This is a genomic window from Sanguibacteroides sp. AM78-02pH3A, assembly GCF_027666085.1.
GTDB classification, from domain to species: domain Bacteria; phylum Bacteroidota; class Bacteroidia; order Bacteroidales; family Marinifilaceae; genus Gabonibacter; species Gabonibacter massiliensis.
Genome location: NZ_JAQEHX010000002.1, coordinates 471,796 through 488,886, shown reverse-complemented (window position 1 = coordinate 488,886; position 17,091 = coordinate 471,796). Strand labels below are relative to the sequence as shown.

The 17,091-nt window shown below is 44.3% G+C and carries 13 protein-coding genes and 1 riboswitch; of the genes, 11 read left to right on the top strand and 2 right to left on the bottom strand.

Annotation, left to right across the window (positions count from 1 at the left end; genetic code table 11):
• Nucleotides 1–9 precede the first annotated feature (9 nt).
• The 7 genes from PGR74_RS04850 (at nucleotide 10) to PGR74_RS04820 (ending at nucleotide 8,773) form a co-directional block, all read left to right on the top strand.
• Complete coding sequence (locus tag PGR74_RS04850) at nucleotides 10–576, top strand: histidine phosphatase family protein (RefSeq protein WP_316929909.1); 567 nt, start codon at nucleotides 10–12, stop codon at nucleotides 574–576.
• A 27-nt stretch (nucleotides 577–603) separates the two neighbouring features.
• Complete coding sequence (locus tag PGR74_RS04845; protein ID WP_041503542.1) at nucleotides 604–1,173, top strand: cob(I)yrinic acid a,c-diamide adenosyltransferase; 570 nt, start codon at nucleotides 604–606, stop codon at nucleotides 1,171–1,173.
• Nucleotides 1,174–1,279: 106 nt separating this feature from the next.
• Nucleotides 1,280–2,761 carry a cobyric acid synthase gene (locus PGR74_RS04840; RefSeq protein ID WP_041503541.1) on the top strand — a complete coding sequence of 494 codons (1,482 nt, stop codon included), beginning with the start codon at nucleotides 1,280–1,282 and terminating at the stop codon, nucleotides 2,759–2,761.
• Nucleotides 2,758–3,825: a pyridoxal phosphate-dependent aminotransferase gene (locus tag PGR74_RS04835; RefSeq protein ID WP_052634625.1), complete on the top strand. Its 1,068-nt coding sequence runs from the start codon at nucleotides 2,758–2,760 to the stop codon at nucleotides 3,823–3,825. The genes PGR74_RS04840 and PGR74_RS04835 overlap by 4 nt, the downstream gene beginning before the upstream one ends.
• A gap of 11 nt (nucleotides 3,826–3,836) precedes the next feature.
• Nucleotides 3,837–4,781 carry an adenosylcobinamide-phosphate synthase CbiB gene (gene cbiB / locus PGR74_RS04830; protein WP_041505174.1) on the top strand — a complete coding sequence of 315 codons (945 nt, stop codon included), beginning with the start codon at nucleotides 3,837–3,839 and terminating at the stop codon, nucleotides 4,779–4,781.
• A gap of 186 nt (nucleotides 4,782–4,967) precedes the next feature.
• Nucleotides 4,968–8,240: a hypothetical protein gene (locus PGR74_RS04825; RefSeq protein ID WP_270516795.1), complete on the top strand. Its 3,273-nt coding sequence runs from the start codon at nucleotides 4,968–4,970 to the stop codon at nucleotides 8,238–8,240.
• Between the two features lie 335 nt (nucleotides 8,241–8,575).
• A complete protein-coding gene (locus tag PGR74_RS04820; protein ID WP_041503444.1) occupies nucleotides 8,576–8,773 on the top strand; it encodes a hypothetical protein in 198 nt (65 codons plus the stop codon).
• A 157-nt stretch (nucleotides 8,774–8,930) separates the two neighbouring features.
• Here PGR74_RS04820 and PGR74_RS04815 read toward each other — a convergent pair whose 3' ends face one another.
• Nucleotides 8,931–10,235: a cobyrinate a,c-diamide synthase gene (locus PGR74_RS04815; RefSeq protein ID WP_041503443.1), complete on the bottom strand. Its 1,305-nt coding sequence runs from the start codon at nucleotides 10,233–10,235 to the stop codon at nucleotides 8,931–8,933.
• Between the two features lie 204 nt (nucleotides 10,236–10,439).
• Nucleotides 10,440–10,649, top strand: a riboswitch (cobalamin riboswitch).
• A 53-nt stretch (nucleotides 10,650–10,702) separates the two neighbouring features.
• Between PGR74_RS04815 and PGR74_RS04810 the strand changes: the two genes are divergently transcribed.
• Both PGR74_RS04810 and PGR74_RS04805 read left to right on the top strand, forming a co-directional pair.
• Nucleotides 10,703–12,943: a TonB-dependent receptor gene (locus tag PGR74_RS04810; RefSeq protein ID WP_059027111.1), complete on the top strand. Its 2,241-nt coding sequence runs from the start codon at nucleotides 10,703–10,705 to the stop codon at nucleotides 12,941–12,943.
• A gap of 83 nt (nucleotides 12,944–13,026) precedes the next feature.
• Nucleotides 13,027–13,953, top strand: a complete 927-nt coding sequence (locus PGR74_RS04805) for a sirohydrochlorin cobaltochelatase (RefSeq protein ID WP_041505177.1) — start codon at nucleotides 13,027–13,029, stop codon at nucleotides 13,951–13,953.
• Nucleotides 13,954–14,014: 61 nt separating this feature from the next.
• Here the strand turns inward: PGR74_RS04805 and PGR74_RS04800 are convergent, their stop codons facing one another.
• Nucleotides 14,015–14,236, bottom strand: coding sequence for a hypothetical protein (locus PGR74_RS04800; protein ID WP_041503440.1), 222 nt, complete (start codon nucleotides 14,234–14,236; stop codon nucleotides 14,015–14,017).
• 205 nt (nucleotides 14,237–14,441) lie between these two features.
• Here PGR74_RS04800 and cobJ point away from each other — a divergent pair, with 205 nt between their 5' ends.
• Nucleotides 14,442–15,851, top strand: coding sequence for a precorrin-3B C(17)-methyltransferase (cobJ, locus tag PGR74_RS04795; RefSeq protein ID WP_041505179.1), 1,410 nt, complete (start codon nucleotides 14,442–14,444; stop codon nucleotides 15,849–15,851).
• A 53-nt stretch (nucleotides 15,852–15,904) separates the two neighbouring features.
• On the top strand, nucleotides 15,905–17,089 hold the full coding sequence (cbiE, locus tag PGR74_RS04790; RefSeq protein ID WP_270516793.1) for a precorrin-6y C5,15-methyltransferase (decarboxylating) subunit CbiE: 1,185 nt from the start codon (nucleotides 15,905–15,907) through the stop codon (nucleotides 17,087–17,089).
• Nucleotides 17,090–17,091 lie beyond the last annotated feature (2 nt).

The window sequence follows — 17,091 nt, the reverse complement described above, 5'->3', positions numbered from 1 at the left end:
AACAAAAACTTGAATTTGTTTATTACCTTCGCGGGAGAGAATCAAAGAAGAGATGCCATGATAGAACTCACTCTTACCCGTCATGGGGAAACGTTAGAAAATCAACAACATATTTTGCAAGGGCAACTCCCGGGCACCCTCTCCCCGTTAGGTATTGAACAAGCAAGAAAGTTAGCCGAGAAATTAAAAAATGAAAGAGTGGATGCCGTCGTATGCAGTGATCTGGCCAGAAGCCGGGAGACGGCCGAAGTAATCGCTTCATTTCACGAATTGGAGCCTGAAGCGACCCCCCTGCTCCGGGAAATGGACTGGGGCGTATACACGGGACAACAATTGGACGATGTAAATTGGAGCGATTTACCGGATAGTGTCGAATCGGTAGATGAACTGTTCAACCGGGCTGCCGCTTTCATTCGGTATTTAAAGACATATCACGAGGGAAAACGAATCGTCGCCGTAGGCCACGGAGCCTTTAACCGAGCCATCGCCACTTACCTGCAAGGAAAAAAAGCCATGGAGATGACCGAATTACCAATTATGGAAAATACGGCCTGCATTTTATTTCAGATTTTATAAACAAACATTCTATCGACACTTACAGACATGAAAATATACACCAAAGGAGGAGATAAAGGAACAACAGGAATACACGGGGGAAAACGGGTCGACAAAGACGATCCTCGCATCGAGGCCAACGGAACCCTGGACGAATTGAACTCTTGTATCGGACTTATCCGGGCCCAAATCGGAGAAAGGCACGAGTGGCAGGAGATGCTCCATTTCATTCAAAAATCCCTCATGACCGTTATGTCCCACGTGGCAACTCCTACCGCCTTACGTCCCCAAAATCCGAATCCGCTTCCCGAAGACTTAGATATTTGCTGCGAGCAAGAAATAGACCGATGGCAATCGGCTATCCGACATCCCTCCTCACATTTTATTCTTCCGGGAGGGACCCTCGTTTCCGCTCAATGTCATATGGCTCGCACCATCGCCCGACGAGCCGAAAGACGGTTATGGACATTAAACAAAGAAGAGGAGGTCACTCCGGTTATTCTTCGGTTCATCAATCGCTTATCGGATCTCTTTTTCACGCTGGCCCGCTATGAAATGGATTTACAAGGGACGGAAGAAGAACGTTGGCAATCTTTTCTATACAAGAAAAAATCTTAAACGACAATATTTGAAAAATTCATCTTACAAACTACCAAAATAAATTTGCACCGCGCTATATTTGCATCGTGTTAAGCTGGCAAGTGAAATTTAAAATTTTCTATTTATGCGGTTAAAACCCATCATGTTCGTCGGGACTTGCTCCGATGCTGGAAAAAGTATCGTGAATGCCGCTTTTTGCCGCATTTTTAAACAAGACGGTTATTATCCGGCCCCGTTTAAAGCTCAAAACATGTCTCTCAATTCCTATTCCACTCCGGACGGATTGGAGATCGGACGTGCTCAAGCCGTACAAGCGGAAGCCTGCATGATTCCACCGCAGAGTGATATGAATCCCGTGTTGCTAAAACCGACGAACGAACAAAGTTCACAGGTCGTCTTAAATGGAAAGCCGATCGGTAATATGACGGCCAAAGAGTATTTTCTGGCGAACAACAAAGCGGAACTGTTTAATCAGGCCTACGCGGCTTACCAACGCCTCTCCCGGCGATACAACCCTATCGTGTTAGAAGGAGCGGGAAGCATATCCGAACTGAATCTGAAGAACAGGGATATTACCAATATGCGCATGGCTGTCCGCACGGGAGCCGCAACTTATCTCGTGGCCGACATAGACCGGGGGGGGGTATTCGCTTCGGTATACGGCTCTATCGCCTTACTCGACGAAGAGGAAAAGCGTCAGATTAAAGGCATTATCATAAACAAATTCAGGGGAGATGTCTCTCTTTTCGATGAAGGAAGAAAAATCATCCGCGATTTGACCCGTATTCCCGTGGTAGGAGTCATTCCCTATTTCCGGGATATCCATATAGAAGATGAAGATTCAGTGGCACTCGAGAATAAAAATGACCGGGCAACGAAAGGAAAAATCAACGTGGCGATCATCCTCTTGAAACGCCTATCCAACTTTACGGATTTCAACATACTGGAACAAGATCCCAGATTTCATGCCTATTACACGAACAATACCCGGGAAATCGAAAAGGCCGATATCATTATCCTGCCGGGTTCTAAAAACACCATAGCCGACTTACAGGATATCCGTTCGAACGGAATTGCCGATGCCATACTTCAAGCCCACAAATCGGGGAAGAAAATCATCGGAATATGCGGAGGGTATCAAATGTTAGGATCCAGAATAGAAGACCCATTCCATATCGAAGGAGAGATCGACGCGATTCCCGGATTAAGTATTTTTCCGACAGTCACCGTGTTGGAGCCGGAAAAGATCACCCGCCAATGCAGGTTTCGATTCAAAGGACTCGAAAATACCTGCGAAGGCTACGAGATTCATATGGGAGGGACGACTCTTTTGAACGATTCTCCGGCATCACCTTTAAATAGATTGAGCGACGGGCGAGAAGACGGATACCTTCTCAATGATAAATGTTGGGGCACCTACCTACACGGTATATTAGACAACAGTATCGTTCTAAATGAGTTGGCGGAAGGATTGACCCCGATGGCTCCATCCGAATTCGATTATGCCGCCTACAAAAACAGGCAATACGATTTACTGGCCGATCACGTGAGGGCTGCCGTAGACTTAGCCTATATCTATTCCACTTTAAAAACAGATGAACGATGATACACGGACACGGAGATGATATATACAAGGCCGCCGGAGAGATAAAAGCGAACTTTTCCACGAATGTCTGGTACGAAACAGATATCAACCTATTGCAATCGGTTATCCTGCAACAAATGGACAAGATCCTCCATTATCCGGAACCCGATGCGGGATCTTTTGTGGAAATAGTCGCCCGGCATTATGGAATCTCCTCCGAGAATGTAATTGCAGGTAACGGGGCAACCGAGCTCTTCTACCTCATCGCTCATGCTTTTACGGGAGCCAATACCTGTTTGCCGATCCCCTCTTTTACAGAATACGAAGACGCCTGTTCGTTATATAAACATCGACTCGCTTTTATCCCTTTTTCCGAACGGGAATGTACTCCGGAAGAAATAGGAAAAATTTGTCCCGAACCGGAACTCATGTTTATCTGTAATCCGAATAATCCGGACGGACGAGTATGGGAACTTGACCAGATTCGGAATTTACTCCGACATCACCCCCGAATGACACTTGTTGTGGATGAATCCTTTATTGATTTCGCCCCTTCTGCTTATCCGGCAGAAGGGCTGCTGGAACAATTTCCGAATCTATTAGTAATCCACTCCATGACCAAGAATTTTGCCATTCCGGGACTCCGGTTAGGCTACCTGTTAGGAAACGAGCAACTGATCTCCCGGATTAAAAAGTTCAAACAACCCTGGAGTATAAACGCTCTTGCCATTGAAGTCGGAAAATACCTCTTGACACATGGAGAGGACCTACTTCCCGATACACAACATCTGTTACGCAGAAAGCAAACATTCGTGACAGCCCTGCAAAAGATTCCGGGATTCCGTCCCCAACCCTCCGAAACCTCCTTCTTTTTAGTCGAGACTGACTGGAATTCAACGGTTCTAAAACATATCCTCCTTGAAAGATACGGACTTCTGATTCGGGATGCCTCCAATTTCCGGGGACTAAACAACCGCTATTTCCGGGTAAATACCCTGACCGATTTTAAAAACGGCCTGCTGATAGAGGCATTACAAGAACTTGGGGCCAACGAAGGTTCTCCTGCCAAAACGAAACCGTATTAAATCTTCCGACCATGTCCCTTCTACCTGTTTTGCTCCCTTTAATCTCCGGTTACATCCTGGACCTGCTTTTCGGAGATCCTCGCAAACTTCCTCACCCCGTCGTGGCTTTCGGGAACTTAATCAACTGGTGCGAACGTCATTTGAATCAAGGAAATTATCGAAAAACCAAGGGATGTTTAGTAGCTCTGCTCCTACCGCTTTTCATATGGGGGATCGGTATGGGAATTTCAATCCTAACCTGGAAAATTTCACCTGTCTTCTATTATATCGTCGCTTCCGCTTTCGTCTTCTACGGATTAGCCAACCACAGTTTGATCCAAGAAGGAAGAGAGGTCATAGATACGTTGGAAAAAAAAGGAGTAGAAGCCGGACGCAAGCGTCTGTCCTGGATCGTGGGACGAGATACCTCTCAACTTCCCCCGAAAAAAATATACACGGCGGTTTTGGAAACCATGGCCGAAAATTTAAGCGACGGCGTCGTTGCCCCGCTTTTCTTTTACGCGCTCGGCGGATTTCCCGCTATGATGGCTTATAAAATGATCAATACCCTCGACTCTATGGTCGGTTACAAAGATCCCAAATACAAAGATTTCGGATGTTGTTCGGCTCGTATTGATGATATTTTCAATTATATCCCTGCCCGGATAACAGCCCTGTTTATTGCCATCGTCGGTTATCGGAAAGGAATCTTCAATTTTATCCGGCAATACGCTCGGCAGCACGCCAGCCCTAATTCCGGCTACCCGGAATCCGCAATGGCCGGAAGTTTGGATTGCCGATTCGGGGGACCCAACATCTACCACGGTATACTTGTCGATAAGCCATATATCGGGACCAACGATCGGGAACTCTCCCGCACGGACTTTCGTCGTGCCGCCCGCATCAACCAAATGGTTTGTTTACTTACGCTCCTGATAATCTCTATTTTCTACACTATATTCGCTTACAACGCGTAATTCTCGATCAGAAATACGACAAAAGCCTTTTCGCTTCTGTTTTTTTCGACATTTAATCCGTTCCGAATCTTATACTCGAACAATCTTTCCTTATTTTAACAATACTATGTATTACATAATAGTTTTTTTTATTTATATCTTTGGGACGTACTAAAAATAAATCACAAAAAAACAAAACCTGCAATGATGGAAAAAACAACTCTAAAAGCTGCCATAACTTACGAGAGCAAGTTAGTAAAAAGAAACTGGTTATTTTATCTCTTTATTTTCGGGGTATTCATATATACTTTAGGCTTACCTTTATTGGATACTTACCAATACGAATACATCAATTGGAGAAAATTTGTATTTGCATCCTCCTTTTCTTTATTCGGGATTCACTTTTTAAACTTGTTCCAATCGATAATTGTCGCTTTTATCGTCTGCGATATCCATAGGAAACGGAAAAAAGCCGAAACCCGGGAGGTTCTTTCCGCCCGGCCCATCGGTAACGGCCGATCTTTTCTCGGAGAAATTTTGGGTATTCTTATCCCGTTCTTCGCGATAGATGTCATCTTTGTAATTAGCTTAATGTCTACGGGAATATTAATACCGGATTCTCCCGTTAACTTGTGGGTAAATCTTTTTTATCTACTCACTTACGTGTTGCCCACGCTTGTTTTTATTACCGGGTTATCCGTATTGGTAAACAGGTTAGTTAAACACCCTTTCGTCAGCTGGCTTATCCTGATCGTTTTTCTCTACTTAGCGTACACCTACCTGACGACGCCTCTTCACGGGATATTCGATTTCCGGGGAAGTTCGCTGCCGAACGCTTTTTCCACCTTAGTCGGGTTCATGCACATGGAGAATTACCTGCTCCAGCGAGGTGCGATCCTGTTATTGGGTATAAGCCTGCTCTACTTCGCCGTACCCTTCACGAAAAGACAACCCGGTACTCCCGGTAAAAAACGTTATTTAACCATTCCCGCTTTCCTGTGTTTCGTACTTGCCGTGGGGCTCGGCGTTATATACGTTACCAACTTTCAAAGCCGTTTGAAAAACAGGATCGGGGATCGCGAAACTTTCTTGAAATACAATGAATATCCCAAGGCTCGTGTAATTGAGCACGATATCACCTATCGACCCGGGGGAGATAAATTCTCGGCAACAAGCCGGATGAAAATCCAAAACCGGAAAAAAACAACAATGGAGCAACTTCTGCTCTTTTTAAACCCGGGATTAAAGATAGACAAGATCGAATCCGGGGGACAAAACCTTCCCTTTCACAGGGACCGGCAGGTGATCGTCATCGAACGTCCCCTGGCTCCCGGGGAAAATATCGAGATAGAGATCACGTACGGGGGAACGATCGACGAGGATATTTATCAGGTAAACATCCCCGACGACGAATTCTTCTCTCCCCGCACCGATCGTGAAGGTGAAAACTATGGTAACCGTACGGCTTTTGTATCGGATAAATATACCTTGCTTCTGCCGCAAGTGATGTGGTACCCGACGGCAGTTCCCCCTGTCTGGTTGCAGGCATCCAAGGAGACTAATTTCACGGATTATACCCTCCATGTCAAAAACCCGGGCGGGATGACCGTCTTATCGCAAGGCAAACCGACGAGAGAGGGCGATAACGTCACGTTCAACAATTTACAAAACCTGACCGGGTTAACCCTCTGTATCGGGAATTACGAGAAAAGGGCGATCACCGTAGATTCCCTTACCGTCGAGTTTTACACTTATCCGGGAAATAGTTTCTATATGAAATATTTCGATGAATGGGAAGCCTTGAAAAAAGATAACCCGGACCGGGAGAAAAATTTAAAAGAGATTTTTTATGAATGTAAAAATGAAATCGAATACAATACTCCCATCCCTTACCCCTTTAAATATTTTAAATTGATCGAGGTTCCTTCCTCCTCCTATTTTTGGACCAACAAAACTTCGTTTAGCGATAACAATTCGTTTAGCGATAACATCCAACCGGAAATGGCTCTTTTCTGGGAACGTTTATGCAGAGTACAATCAACCCATCCCGGTACTTTTTCCAAAGATCCTAATCAAGACGAAAGCGTGGAGGAATACGTTCTGTACCGCCAAATGCCCGCTTTTCTTAGTAGGATAGGAATAAAAAACATTTTCTCGAATTACAATAGCAGCCTCACGTCCGATTCGTACCAGGGTATAGAATCGATATTCAAAAATATGATAAACCCGAGACTATCGGAATCCGAAATAAGTCCGAAAATATTAAATCATTTTGCAGAGAAGGGGTTGAAAGGAATTATTGCGGAAGGATACAGCAGGGAACAAAGTTCGGCCATTTCTTTAAAAGTTTCGCATTTATTAGGCTACCTTGCGACAATCACCACCTGGGACTCCTTAAACCGTTTCATGCATGAATTCAACGAGCGTATCCGTTTTCAAGAAACCGATTTCGACTCGTTCCTCGAGGAATTCGAGCAACGGTTCGGACAGAACATCAAACCTTACATGGACGAGTGGTACACGAGCCACCAGATACCCCTGTTAACGATAAAAGACCTCTCCCTCAAAACGACGGGAAAGACACGGATCATCGATTTCAAGGTGGGCAATATCAGTGAAACGGACGGTATCGTTTCACTCCTTATAACCGATATGTACGGTGCAATAACCGGATACGACCGAAATTACCTGATCAAACCCGGAGAATTTAAACGAATCGTCATTCATGCAAACATCGAACACCGGTTAGAATTGACCACCAACTTTTCGGGCATTTTACCCAATGATAACATTTTATTTTCCCCGGGAGAGTTCCCCTTCTCAGGTCCCGTACCGAAAGAAGGAGTCACGCCGATCGATAGAAATGAATTCTATCCCCCGGGAGAGATCGTCGTCGACAACGAGGACGAGAATTTCCAGTTGATCGATTCGGCAAACAACCGAAAACGATTAGCCGATCTGTTCAGAAACGAGAGCGATCAGGAATACGTCAACCCGCAAAACCTTAAAGCTAACGCTTGGAATCCTATATTAGAAAAAGGAATGTACGGCAATCGTATCCGTAGCGCATTTGTAAAAGAAGTCGGTACCGGCCAATTCAAAGCCGAATGGACTGCCAACCTTCCGGAAGCCGGAAAATACGAAATATTTATCTATCGGCCTCATTATACGACATCAAGAAGAGATATATATACGACCGACTTCCCGGGGATGAAAAATTACTATACCGTCTACACTCCCCAAGGAAAAGAGGAAATAATCTTAGAAGTTCAAGAAGGAAATTTCGATTTGTCAAACCTCTACCTCTTACCGGAAGAAGAAGCCTGGGTATCGCTGGGCAAGTTTAACCTGCCGGCCGGAGAATCCCGTGTTGTGTTGGACGACAGGGGAGTAGATCATCCTTTTACATCAGAGAAATATCGTTATTCATTTATTCAGCTCGTGATTGCCGATGCCGTTAAATGGGTAAAGGAAAAGTAAACGGATCATTGAAACTCCGGTAATGTTATGATTAAGAGATTAGGTGATTACCTCAATCTAATCTCTTAATCATTTTTATATCTACTTATTTTTCATGTACGGGTACTCGTATCCTGTAATTACAGGAAAAGATTAACTACCGATCGGAGAATTAGCCGTTACATATCCCCCAATCGCAGGCCAATAAGTTAATCCCTTGTTCGTTTTTTTATATTTATTCTTAAAAGACGATAATACTTTTCTACCTTTAAAGCATTTTATTATAAGATATAGCGTCTAATCATACTTTTTTTATTTGGAATAGCGAGAATAACGATCCTACAATATCCTATCTTATGAAAACAAGCTCAATTCTAAAAAGCCTCTTATTCGGCATCCTATATTGGGGATTCGTACCTCCTGCCTCTGCCCAGCAAATATCCTATGACCGTATAACCCGAATCGATAGCGTTCACCCGTTAAAAGATTCCATCCGTTCGGACGAAAATTTTCCTCTTCCGTTCTATATCCGGTTTTCCCAAACGGTAAAATAGAAAATTATACCTCTTCCATAAAGTCATTAAAAAGCATCGAACTCATCCTCGATGGAAAAAAAGAACGATTAGAGAAAAGAAGTTATAGTCCCTTTTAAGAAAGGATGCCTCTCCTATTCATCGTATTAAAATAAAAAATATAATCCTTTTTCAAAAATCAAACAATCGAATACAAAGACTGAAATGTTTCCTCATCCCAATAAAAATGGATATAGGAAGCCAACACGTGTTTGTAATGATAAATCGGCGTGTCCGTTTCCCGCCCTTTAGCACTATATGTTTTTCCAACCGTAGGGATAAGCCGATCTCCGGACACTACCCGGGAATAGTGGAATTCATGTCCCCGGAACACCATACCGTCGATCTCTATCCGCCGATATCCCAATTTCAAACCCATCTTCTCCATGGTCGCCCTATGTTTCAAAAGTCCTGCCATAGGGTATACCTTTCCGTCCATACCCGAAATAGAATCACAAAGATACATCATCCCCCCGCATTCGGCAAAGACTTTTCCTCCACTCTCCCCATAATCCCGAATCGAAGCCAACATTTCCCCGTTGGCAGATAATTCGGGCAAATAGTACTCGGGATATCCGCCGGGTAGATAGACAAAATCCGATAACGGCAGCTCCCGGTCCCGCAAAGGACTGAAAAAAGTAACTTCACCCATTCGTTTCAATACCTCCATATTTTCACGGTAAACAAAGTTAAAGGCCTCATCCATGGCAACAGCGATCCTCAATCTTTCGGTTACTCTCCTCTCACTAACAGCAACCGGTTCAAAAGCCCTTCGGGTCAACTCCAATAAACGATCCACATCTACCGTCCGTGTGATAACCTTCGCCACCCGGCCGGCAAATGCATCAAAATCAAAAGTTTCATCAAGAGTTAACCCCAAATGCCGGGAAGGCACCTCAAAATCTTCCTGGTTCGGGAGGTATCCCAAAGCTTCCATACCGACATCCTCGCACGCTTGTTGCAAATAAGAGTAATGCATAGCGGAACTGACAAAATTAAAAACGACCCCCGCAACCTGCAACTTCGGATAAAAATGTTTGAAACCGTACAGGACAGGGGCTACGGAATAAGCCGTCGACCGGGCATTCAACAACAATATCACGGGAATATTCAACAAAGCGGCAATTTCCGCACTACTCCCGTTCATGCCGTCATAACCGTCGAATAGGCCCATTACCCCTTCGGTCACGCATACGTCCGAATGTTCGCCATAACGGGCATATACCTCCCGTACACGCTTTTCAGCAGCCATAAAAACATCCAAATTCACCGATTCTTCCCCCGCGGCAATGGCGTGATACTTCGTATCGATATAATCCGGTCCGCATTTAAAGGGCTGTACGTCCAAGCCTCGATCCTTCAAAGCCCGCAACAAACCGATCGTAAAGGTAGTTTTCCCGCTTCCAGAAGAAGCCGCTCCGATTAAAAACTGTGATTTCCGCATTTGATCCGAATTGAAGGACAAATATAATGATAATTCATGATCGCGGATAAAAAGATTGAGTGATTAAAAAATTTTGAGATAGAACAGCACACAGGGACGGGTGCAACAGGTTATTTTCCTTTCGACCGGATATAGCTCTTTTTTATGCTCCGATTTAACTTGTCATTTTTTTCAAGTATTTTTTTATTTCAAATCAAAAAGTAATACATTTGCACTGTCTTTGGTGTTGTGTTGCATATCTGCTAACACACAAGAGGGAAGCCGGTTGGAATCCGGAACAGTGCCCGCTACTGTGATGCCCGGTCCTTTAAAAGGAGGATCAAAGAACAGATTCTTACACCACTGTCCGATTGCGGACGGGAAGGTATCGTTCTTAGGCGTAGTCAGGAGACCTGCCGAGACATATAGGTAATAACTATTCCCGGGGTCAGGAATAGAATTATAAACAGCTAAAATTAATCATTGTAATGAAAAAGTTTGTTGTGTTAACAGCTTTGCTGTTATCGGTTGTCAGTGTTTCACTCGCCGGCATCACCCTAAAAGGAAAAGTCGTCGATGCCAAAACCCAAAAAGCTCTCGCGGGAGCTAACGTGAGATTGATCGGCACGAATATAGGTATCGCAACGGATAACAAAGGTGAGTTTACCCTGAAAAACATCGCAGAGGGGACATACATCCTCAGAGCCAGTTTTTCCGGTTATGAAACGGAAGACATAAAAGTAAACAGTAGCACAGAAGAGATCGTTTTCAAACTATCCCGGACGCCCGTAAACTTGAATCAGGTTGTTGTCACCGGTACGGGAACTCACCGCAGACTAAAAGACTCTCCCGTACCCGTGGAAGTTTTAAGCGGAACAGAAATAAGAAAAGCCGGAGTCACCTCCTTCGAGGACGCCTTATTATTATTAAATCCCTCTTTCAACATCCGTCCGACCGTCATGGGCTCTTATTTCACGATGAACGGGTTGGAAAACAAACATATTCTAATTTTAGTGGACGGGAAAAAAATGGCGGGAGATGTTTCCGGCAATACGGACTTGTCGCGTATTGATATGAGCCGGGTAAAACGAATCGAAATACTGAAAGGAGCAGCTTCTTCCCTCTATGGTTCGGAAGCCATTGCCGGAGTTATCAATGTCATTACCGAGCAACCCAAAGAACCTATCAGCATCCAATCGAAAACCCGGTTCGGGGGAAAATCCAGTTTCGTCCAAAACGCCAGTTTAGACCTGAACTTCGGTAAATTTACCTCCTCAACCTCTTACCAAAGACGCCAATCGGACGGGTGGAAATTAAGTCCCTACGAAACGAGCGCAGATACGGTCGTTCCTACCAGGAAAGAATCCGTCAACTCCTTTTTTTCCAATATCGTAAGCCAACGTTTCACTTACGAGCCGAACCAGAGGCTATCGCTTTATGCCCAAGGAAGCTATTTTGACCGGGAGGTGAACCGTCCCGTCCAACACAAGAAAAGCGACGGAGGCTACACGTACGATTTGACCTATATGGATTACAATTGCGGTGTAGGAGGAAAATACCTGTTTGATAACAAAGCCTATATTGCTTTAGATTTATACATGGACAACTACGAGTATAACAAGCTTTATACCGTGGCACAGGTGGTCAAAAACGACACGACCTTCCGGGTTGGCGACGAGGAACTGACCAAACGTCAAAAGTACTATAATGCCAATCTGAGAAGCGTATTCCGGGTCGGTGATTTTAACAAATTCACCGTGGGTGCCGAATACGTGGACGACTACATGAAAAATCCCGGCAGCTTGGATGAACCTAAAGAGGTATATACACTCGCCATTTATGCACAAGACGAAATACGCCTATGGGACAAACTTCAGATCCTTCCCGGATTCCGTTACGTTTACCATGAAAATTTCAAAAACAGGTTTACCCCTAAATTAGCCTTGATGTACTCTTTGAAAAAATTCAATTTCAGGGCTGCCTATTCCGCCGGTTTCAAAGCACCGACCTTACAGGAACTCTATTATGATTACGAGAACCGGGGATCCATTACCATCGGAAATCCGGATTTAAAACCGGAAAAATCAAACTATTACAGTTTGAACGTCGAATATGTCGGAAGATTTCTGAATATCTCGGTAAACGGATATATCAATGACATTAAGGATATCATTGACAGTTACGAGTTGGAATTAACGGAAGAGGACAAGGAAAACGGAATCAAAACGAGGAAAATGTATCGCAATTTAGATAAAGCGCGTGCTCAAGGGTTCGATATTTCCGTTAACAGTTATCTCGGATACGGTTTCTCCGCAGGTGGAGCCTATAATTGTGTTTATGCCAAAGACCGAAAAACCGGACACCGGTTGAACGAGGCCGTAAGACACGCGGCCACCTTCCGTGCCGGATGGATGCACGAATGGAACAAATACAGACTGAACGTAAATGTAAACGGAAGAATACAAGGACAAAAATACATCTATTCCGAAACAAAGGATAAAACGACGGGGAAACCCATCTATACGGACAAGAGCGCCCCGAAATATCAATTATGGAATCTGGCAACCACCCACACTTTTGCCCCGGTAGGAAACTTCTTCTTTGAGGTGAATGCCGGAATAGACAATATTTTTGACTGGACGGACGATCGTCCGAACGGGGTGAATTACGCCACGCTCAATCCGGGCAGGACCTTGTTTGCCAGTTTGATTATTCGTTTCACCAAATAACCCATCTCCCCGGAGATGTTTGAAAAACACATCTACCCTTTTTTAGAATTTTCGAACATCCCGGGGATTATCCCTTTCTTGTCATGAAAAACATACTATTTGTCATCTTATTACTACTTTTCCACATAACTCTCTTCGGACACGGAGAAGGTTTTAAAGAATCCGACATCTTTAAAACAGTAGGGCCCAACGATAAAATCGCTCTTCTCGTCGTACATTTCGGGACAACCCATGACGATACCCGGGCCTTGACCATCGATGCCATTAATCAAAAAATGAAAAAAGAGTTTCAGACTATCGAAGTCCGAGAAGCTTATACCTCCCGTATGATTATACGCCGTCTAAAAGAAAAAGGTGTTCGGAAACCAAACCCGACAGAGGCGTTAAACAAATTGGCAACAGAAGGCTATACTCATATCATCATACAGTCGACGAACATTATCGAGGGTGTCGAAATGGAATCATTACGTCGGGATGCGGCTCAACTACAATCCAAATTCAAAGATATCCGTATCGGAAACCCGTTACTCTACTCACCGGAAGACTACCTCAAAGCCATAAAAGCAATCGCCGCAGAATTAAAAGGAAAAACGAAAGGAGAATGCGTATTTGTCTGCCACGGAACCTATCATCCGGGAAACGCCTCTTACGGTATGCTTGATTACATGATGAAAGCAGAAGGACATAAAAATTACCATATCGGAACCATAGAAGGCTATCCGACCTTTGAAAATGTACTGTCCGGCCTTAAATCATCCGGAAGTAAAGAAGTTACCCTTATCCCCTTTATGTTCGTAGCCGGAGATCACGCTAAAAACGATATCGCCAAAGAGTGGAAAGAAAAATTGGAAAAAAACGGATATCGTGTTTCTCTCTTTCTGAAAGGATTAGGTGAACATTCCCGCATTCAGGATATTTTCATCCAACATGCACGTTACGCGGCTACCCACAAAAAAGAAGATATCGTAACCAAGAAAAAGAAATACGAAATATCGGACGATATCGAGTGATGGAAGAATTAAGAGATAGAAGGATTGAAAAGATTGACGATTGTAAATTGTAGATTGTAAATTAAAAAGCAGCAGCCAATCTTAAATTTACAATGAACGGAGGAGAGGGAAGGATAAAACGAGGGAACATAAACAAGGAACGGCGAGTGTTGCGTGCGGTTTCCGGAATGTCCGGACGACGGAATGTCCGAGCGAAGCGAGTCCCGGAGACCAGGGAACGGAAACCGTCTACACGACCGTCGGGAACGTCCCGGTCCCCCGAGGGGTATCCCGAAGAGATCAAAAGATTAAAAAGATGCTGGAATTAAGCAACTTAGCGATCGAATGATTAAAAAAGATTGACGATTGTAAAGAAGGCAAGAGCAAAACTCAATCAGAAATCATTTATACCCCATGGGCTTTTAAAACTTTATCGATTTGAAGAACCTTATGGATTCTATGAAAGTGAAATAAAAAAAGTAACTTTGTTCCGGTTAAACAATTCAAATATGAATAACGGAAAAATATACGTAGCGGGTATCGGTCCGGGAAGCGAAGAAGATATTACGCCTGCCGTACGGACAGCCATAGCCGATTCAGACGTTGTTATCGGCTATAAATACTACTTCGGATTCATTCAGGAAATTATCGGCAGTCACGCAAAATGTGTCGACACGGGAATGAAAAAAGAACAAGATCGGGCAGCAGAAGCTTTCCGGCAAGCTCAAAACGGGAAAACAGTTTGTGTGATCAGCTCGGGGGATGCCGGCATATACGGTATGGCTCCCCTTATTTTGGAAATGAAAAAAGAGTTAAACAGCGACATCGAAATTGAGATTCTTCCCGGCATCAGTGCCTTTCAAAAGGGAGCAGCTCTTTTGGGTGCACCGATCGGACACGACTTCTGCATCATCTCCCTTTCCGATTTAATGACCCCTTGGGAAAAAATCGAAAAACGAATAGCAGCAGCTGCTGCTGCCGATTTCGTCACAGCCATATATAATCCGAAAAGTGAAGGCCGTTACTGGCAACTTCATCGTTTAAAGGAGATCTTTTTAGAGTATCGCCAACCGGAAAACCCGGTCGGGTTTGTCCGTCAAGCAGGCAGAACGGAACAAAAGACAAAAATAACTACCCTTACCGATTTCGACCCGGAAGAGGTCGACATGTTTACCATCGTAATTATCGGTAATTCTCAATCCTACGCGTGGGACAATCACATCATCACTCCCCGCGGCTACTATCGGGATCAAGAATCCGACACCGAGATGAAAATAGGGCAAGAAATTATGATTCAAAGTTTCCGTACCATAGCCTCGGAATTAAAGAACAAGGATATACCTTTGGATCGGAAATGGGCATTATTACACACGATCCATACCACAGCCGATTTCGATATGGAAAATATCTTTTACTCCGATCCCTTAGCCGTGGAGAAATTGTACCAAGATTTCAAGGAGAGAAAGATCCGGACAATCATTACGGATGTTACGATGGCCGCATCGGGTATCCGAAAAGGAGCTCTCGAACGTTTAGGAGTATCCGTAAAATGTTATTTGCATGACGAACGAACCGCTGAAATGGCTAACCAGCTGAATATCACCAGGACACAAGCCGGAATCCGGTTGGCAGCAGAAGAACATCCTGAAGCTTTGTACGTTTTCGGGAACGCCCCCACCGCCCTGATGGAACTCTGTTCGTTAATCCGCAAAGGGAAAGCCCGTCCCGCAGGAGTTATCGGAGCACCCGTTGGATTCGTCAATGTACGGGAATCCAAGCATATGCTTAAATCATTCACCCGTATACCCAAGATTATCATAGAAGGACGTAAGGGAGGAAGTAATCTTGCTGCTACAATTGTCAATGCTATCCTTTGCTTCGACGATGCGTCGCAATTACGTCCCGGAAGAGATTTATAATTTCAGATACCCTATTTGCGTTCCGTGTGTATTTCATTTTTAATTTTATTCTTATGGAATTTATTGTAATCGGATTGGACGACAACAAAGAACCGGATTTTAATAAGCATATCCGTTCGCTCATCAGTAGTCATTCTGTTTTTTCCGGAGGGAAACGACATCATGAACTCGTTAAGAAGTTGCTTCCGCCCGATTACACTTGGATAGATATAACCGTTCCCTTGGACAACGTATTCCGACAATACGCCTTATGGGGGGAAATCGTTGTTTTTGCTTCCGGTGATCCTCTTTTTTTCGGGTTTGCAACTACGATCCAGAAACGATTGCCTCAGGCAAAGATCATACTACACCCCTGTTTCAATTCGTTACAAACCCTGTCACACCGCCTGCTTCTGCCTTACCACGACATGCATACGGTCTCTCTTACAGGGCGCCCATGGCATGAATTCGACAAAACATTGATTGAAGGAGGGAAAAAGATAGGTATTCTGACCGACCGTGAAAAAACGCCCCCTGCCATTGCCCAACGAATGCTTGAATTCGGATACGACAACTACCAAATGACCGTCGGTGAATTACTGGGAAACACAGAAGAAAGAATACGGAGGTTCTCCTTGCCGGAAGTCTGCAAACAAGAATTTCAATTCCCCAATTGCATTATCCTCGAACAAACTTATCCCCGAGAGCGACCTTTCGGCCTCCCGGAAGAGGATTTCCATCTGTTGAACGGAAGAAGCAAGATGATCACGAAAATGCCGGTTCGCTTACTATCTTTAAGCATGTTAGATCTCCGATCCCGGCAACATTTATGGGATATCGGATTTTGTACCGGTTCCGTATCCATCGAAGCTAAACTACAATTTCCCCATCTTCATATTACCGCTTTCGAACAACGACCGGAAGGAGAAGAACTGATGTACGCCAACTGCCAAAAGTTCGGTACCCCGGGAATCGAAACCATCGCAGAAGATTTTACCACGGCAGACCTGACAGGCATCCCTTATCCCGATGCCGTTTTTATCGGCGGACACGGGGGAAAAATGAAGGAGATCTTACATATCCTAAGCGAAAAGATCGTTTCGGGAGGCCCTGTCGTATTCAATTCCGTCTCGGAAGAGAGCAATCGATTATTTACCGTTACGGCGGAACAATGCGGCTTTACGATCACCAAACGACACCGTATAACCGTCGATCAACATAACCCGATAGAAATTATTCAAGCGACAAAAAACAGTTAATC

Excerpts from the sequence above, each read along its gene's own strand:
- PGR74_RS04845 (WP_041503542.1), top strand. The coding sequence starts at position 604 with ATGAAAATATACACCAAAGGAGGAGATAAAGGAACAACAGGAATACAC.
- PGR74_RS04840 (WP_041503541.1), top strand. The coding sequence starts at position 1,280 with ATGCGGTTAAAACCCATCATGTTCGTCGGGACTTGCTCCGATGCTGGA.
- PGR74_RS04835 (WP_052634625.1), top strand. The coding sequence starts at position 2,758 with ATGATACACGGACACGGAGATGATATATACAAGGCCGCCGGAGAGATA.
- cbiB (WP_041505174.1), top strand. The coding sequence starts at position 3,837 with ATGTCCCTTCTACCTGTTTTGCTCCCTTTAATCTCCGGTTACATCCTG.
- PGR74_RS04825 (WP_270516795.1), top strand. The coding sequence starts at position 4,968 with ATGGAAAAAACAACTCTAAAAGCTGCCATAACTTACGAGAGCAAGTTA.
- PGR74_RS04820 (WP_041503444.1), top strand. The coding sequence starts at position 8,576 with ATGAAAACAAGCTCAATTCTAAAAAGCCTCTTATTCGGCATCCTATAT.
- PGR74_RS04815 (WP_041503443.1), bottom strand. The coding sequence starts at position 10,235 with ATGCGGAAATCACAGTTTTTAATCGGAGCGGCTTCTTCTGGAAGCGGG.
- PGR74_RS04810 (WP_059027111.1), top strand. The coding sequence starts at position 10,703 with ATGAAAAAGTTTGTTGTGTTAACAGCTTTGCTGTTATCGGTTGTCAGT.
- PGR74_RS04805 (WP_041505177.1), top strand. The coding sequence starts at position 13,027 with ATGAAAAACATACTATTTGTCATCTTATTACTACTTTTCCACATAACT.
- cobJ (WP_041505179.1), top strand. The coding sequence starts at position 14,442 with ATGAATAACGGAAAAATATACGTAGCGGGTATCGGTCCGGGAAGCGAA.
- cbiE (WP_270516793.1), top strand. The coding sequence starts at position 15,905 with ATGGAATTTATTGTAATCGGATTGGACGACAACAAAGAACCGGATTTT.